Annotated in this window: 5 protein-coding genes; 3 read left to right on the top strand and 2 right to left on the bottom strand. The window is 54.7% G+C overall.

The genetic code is table 11. The features are described from left to right. Nucleotides 1–174: 174 nt before the first annotated feature. On the bottom strand, nucleotides 175–564 hold the full coding sequence (locus HAP95_RS16885) for a RidA family protein (protein ID WP_215885288.1): 390 nt from the start codon (nucleotides 562–564) through the stop codon (nucleotides 175–177). Nucleotides 565–603: 39 nt separating this feature from the next. Then, on the bottom strand, nucleotides 604–1,278 hold the full coding sequence (locus HAP95_RS16880) for an ArsR/SmtB family transcription factor (protein WP_215885287.1): 675 nt from the start codon (nucleotides 1,276–1,278) through the stop codon (nucleotides 604–606). 103 nt (nucleotides 1,279–1,381) lie between these two features. Between HAP95_RS16880 and HAP95_RS16875 the strand changes: the two genes are divergently transcribed. The 3 genes from HAP95_RS16875 to HAP95_RS16865 form a co-directional block, all read left to right on the top strand. Continuing rightward, nucleotides 1,382–2,335: an MFS transporter gene (locus HAP95_RS16875; RefSeq protein WP_215885286.1), complete on the top strand. Its 954-nt coding sequence runs from the start codon at nucleotides 1,382–1,384 to the stop codon at nucleotides 2,333–2,335. Between the two features lie 30 nt (nucleotides 2,336–2,365). Continuing rightward, on the top strand, nucleotides 2,366–3,202 hold the full coding sequence (locus tag HAP95_RS16870; protein WP_215885285.1) for a type IV toxin-antitoxin system AbiEi family antitoxin domain-containing protein: 837 nt from the start codon (nucleotides 2,366–2,368) through the stop codon (nucleotides 3,200–3,202). After that, nucleotides 3,202–3,504: nucleotidyl transferase AbiEii/AbiGii toxin family protein (locus tag HAP95_RS16865; protein ID WP_215885284.1), on the top strand; the 303-nt coding region annotated here is incomplete at its 3' end. The genes HAP95_RS16870 and HAP95_RS16865, both read left to right, overlap by 1 nt.

The following is a 3,504-nucleotide window of genomic DNA, read 5'->3' as shown; positions in this document are numbered from 1 at the left end:
CCTAACCCTGCCGGATGATCAACAGACCGCCGCCTGATCTATGTCAGAAAATGCTCATACACCAGATTTGACTATAGCTCAGGATGATTCGCTTTGAATGTGCTGCCGCGAAATACTTTCATGAATTGTTTACCTAACTGTTGGACGAAGCCACTACGCGAAGGTGTCGCCCAATCACTCCTTTGATTGTTTCAAGGCCGTGACCTCGATCTCGATCCGCATTCGAGGGTCCGCGAGACCTGCGGAGATCATCATCGCAGTTGGCCGCACTTCAGAGAAGTATTTGCGAAGTACCGGCCAGCATTCAGAAAACTCTGATCCGTTCGGAAGCACGTAGGTTACTCGCACAACGTCATCCAGGCTCGATCCCGCCTGCTGCAATGTCGAGGCGATGTTTTTTAGACATTGTTCGGTCTGCTCCAACAGACCTTCGGCGATGGTCATACTGGAATAGTCGAAACCGGTGGTGCCAGAAACAAAGACCCACTCTCCAGCTACTACTGCTCGCGAGTAGCCAATTTCTTGCTCGAAACTGGATCCGGAGCTAATAAGTTTCCTGGTCATTGATTGGACCCTTTTTCAATATTCCCCGTCACCATGACGTCAGAGATCAATCCCAAACCGTTTCCAGAGTTCCTGTTGCCCTTTACTCGAAATATGGACCTGACGATCTCCCGTCTTTTTACGAACCCAGTCCATTTCCTGGAATCGTGCCAACAGAGCAGCACCCAAAGCACCACCAAGGTGCGGTCGCCTTTCACTCCAATCAATGCAACGACGGGCAAATAGTCGTTGTTGTTTGCGCAGCATGGGGAGATCAATGCCTAGTTTATTGAACGCACTTTCACCTCTTTCGGTGACCTGAAAATCGCGTCCCTCCAGAACAATCCAATCCTTTTTCTGTAGCGCATCAGCCAAAGACACCGCAATTCGACCAGCCAGATGATCATAACAGGTTCTGGCCAAGCGTAGGCGTTCCAGTTGGCTATGGTCAGCACGTTCTTTCAAGGCCGGTTGTCCAGATATCACTAACAAGCTTTCTATCGCCTCAACCACAGCCGGGCTGGCAATTCGATAATAGCGATACCGCAAACAACGCTCTACCACAAGCAGATGGGCCTCTATGAGCAGCGCCAAATGGTGACTGGCCGTTTGCGGGCTGACACCAGCCCGGTGGGCCAATTCGCTGGCAGGCAAAGCTGATCCATCCATCAAGGCAAAAAGCATGGCCATGCGGGTAGGTACTGCCAGCAATGCCATGGTATTTGGCCTGTCCATAGTGTCTCCTGGAACCATTTCATATTTCGATGGATATCGAATCAGCTATCTCGGGTGGCTCGGGTATACTGTCGATCAAATAAGGAAACTGACCCACAGGTACATGATGACTTCACGCCGACACTTTTCCAAAATGACCCTGCTGTCTGTCTGCTTTGGCCTGTTCATGATCCAACTCGACCTCACCGTGGTGAATGTTGCACTAAAAAGCATACAGGACAATCTCCATGCGGATGTCGCGGCCCTGCAATGGGTGGTCGATGCGTATGCCATTTTATTCTCCAGCCTGATGCTGACAACCGGAGATCTTGGCGATATTTTTGGCCGCCGTCGAATATATACCAGCGGAATAGTGCTTTTCGTGCTGGGTTCTATCGCTTGTGCGTCGGCTCCATCCTATGTGTTTTTAATCGTTGCGAGAAGCCTGCAAGGTATTGGCGCTGCTGCCGTGTTACCTAATTCGCTGGCTATCCTGCGAAACGCTTTTCCCGACGCCCGCCTACGCGCGCGGGCCATCGGTTGGTGGGCGGGAGTGTCGGGTTTTGCAGTGGTCGCGGGACCAACTTTGGGAGGGTGGCTGGTCGGAACCCTTGGTTGGCGCTCCGTGTTCTGGATCAATGTACCAGTGGGGGTTCTTGGTCTTTGGCTGACCCTGGGATTCGTTTCAGAATCTTCCCATCCTATGCTGGACTTCCAGTTTTTCAGGCAGCCTATATTCACTGCGGCCAATGCAGTCGGCTTTCAGCGCTTCCATTACCATGTCGGTGAGGCCTGCCACAGCAGGGATCAGTGGCCTGTCGCTACCGGGAGAGAAGATGCCGGCCGGCGCGCCCGCCCCGACCAGGAGGCCGATCCGCTTGCGTCCCTGGGCAATGATCTGCCGCAGGCTGGCCATATACTGGTCTGGATTGTGGACACTGACGGTCATCGGGCACTTCCTTTTTGGTGCAGTCTATGGCGATTTTTGCCTTTAAATTTTAATTGTTACATTTTACGCTCAACTTGTCTCCTAGAGGGAGACGAACTTGCCGCTGAATATCGTTGGTGTTATATTTAGCGCGCAGTGCGTTTCTTTTTGAGGTGCATATTGAGCGCAAAATATCATTTGCAAACGAAGACGCTAGGCCCACGCGCAGCGCAGCTCTTCACTGAGCTGAATGAACTACGCCGGTCCACGTTCACCTTGGCGGATGTGGAATCGATCACCGGCCTGTCGTCGGCATCAGCCCGGAATCTCGTGCACAAGGCCCAGCAGCGAGGCTTGGTTACGCGACTGAAGCCTGGCCTGTACAACCTCGTGCCATTCGAACTCGGCCGGGCCACTGAGCACATCGACAGTCCGTACTTGATCGCGCGTGAACTCGCCGGTGCGGCGCCATACTTCCTGTCGCACGGCACCGCACTTGAGTTGCATCGCATGGTGACGCAGCCGACCTTCACCGTGTATGTGTCATGCACGCGGCGCGTGCGTCCGCAGACGGTGGGTGGCTATGACTTTCGGTTTGTCCACATTACGGCGGAGCAAGAATTTGGGGTTATGAAGCACTGGATCGACAAGGAGCGCTTCGTGATGATCAGCGACATGGAGCGCACCATCATTGATGGTCTCCGACACCCGGCATTTGCCGGTGGCGTTACCGAAGTCGCCAAGGGCTTGTGGATGAAGCGGGACGTACTAAAAGTCGAACGGCTGCTGGACTATGCGCGACGTCTCGGCGTCGGCGCCGTCGTGCGCCGCCTCGGCTACCTGCTGGAACACTATGGCTTGGCCGATGCTCCGGTGCTGGAGCCGTTGCGCGGCATGCTGACGGCAACTTACCAGCGCCTTGATCCACTGCTCCCCGCCGAGGGAGCATTCCTCTCACGTTGGCGGATCCAGCTCAACGTGACTCCCGAAGAACTGGATGCCGTGAGACTTGGCTGATGATTCCTCAACGCAATATTTCCCTGATCTCGAACACGCTGGTGACCGCTGGCGGGCGGCGCATCCCCGAGGCCGTCATCGAACGCGATTACATGCTGGCCTGGTTCCTGACCGGTTTGGCCGGCCATCCGTTACGTGACGTACTGGCCTTCAAAGGTGGTACGGCCCTGCGACGCTGCTGGTTCGAGGGCTATCGGTTTTCGGAAGACTTGGACTTCACGCTGACCCGTCCGATCACCCTTGAAGATATCCTTGCTGGGTTGGGCGAAATTTTTGCGGCGGTTGAGACCGCCTGCGGCTTG

The organism is Acidithiobacillus sulfurivorans (assembly GCF_018853815.1).
In the GTDB taxonomy this organism is placed as follows: Bacteria; Pseudomonadota; Gammaproteobacteria; order Acidithiobacillales; family Acidithiobacillaceae; genus Acidithiobacillus; species Acidithiobacillus sulfurivorans.
The sequence above is the reverse complement of the archived record's forward strand: the minus strand, read 5'-3'. Positions and strand labels throughout refer to the sequence as shown.

Excerpts from the sequence above, each read along its gene's own strand:
- HAP95_RS16885 (WP_215885288.1), bottom strand. The coding sequence starts at position 564 with ATGACCAGGAAACTTATTAGCTCCGGATCCAGTTTCGAGCAAGAAATT.
- HAP95_RS16880 (WP_215885287.1), bottom strand. The coding sequence starts at position 1,278 with ATGGACAGGCCAAATACCATGGCATTGCTGGCAGTACCTACCCGCATG.
- HAP95_RS16875 (WP_215885286.1), top strand. The coding sequence starts at position 1,382 with ATGATGACTTCACGCCGACACTTTTCCAAAATGACCCTGCTGTCTGTC.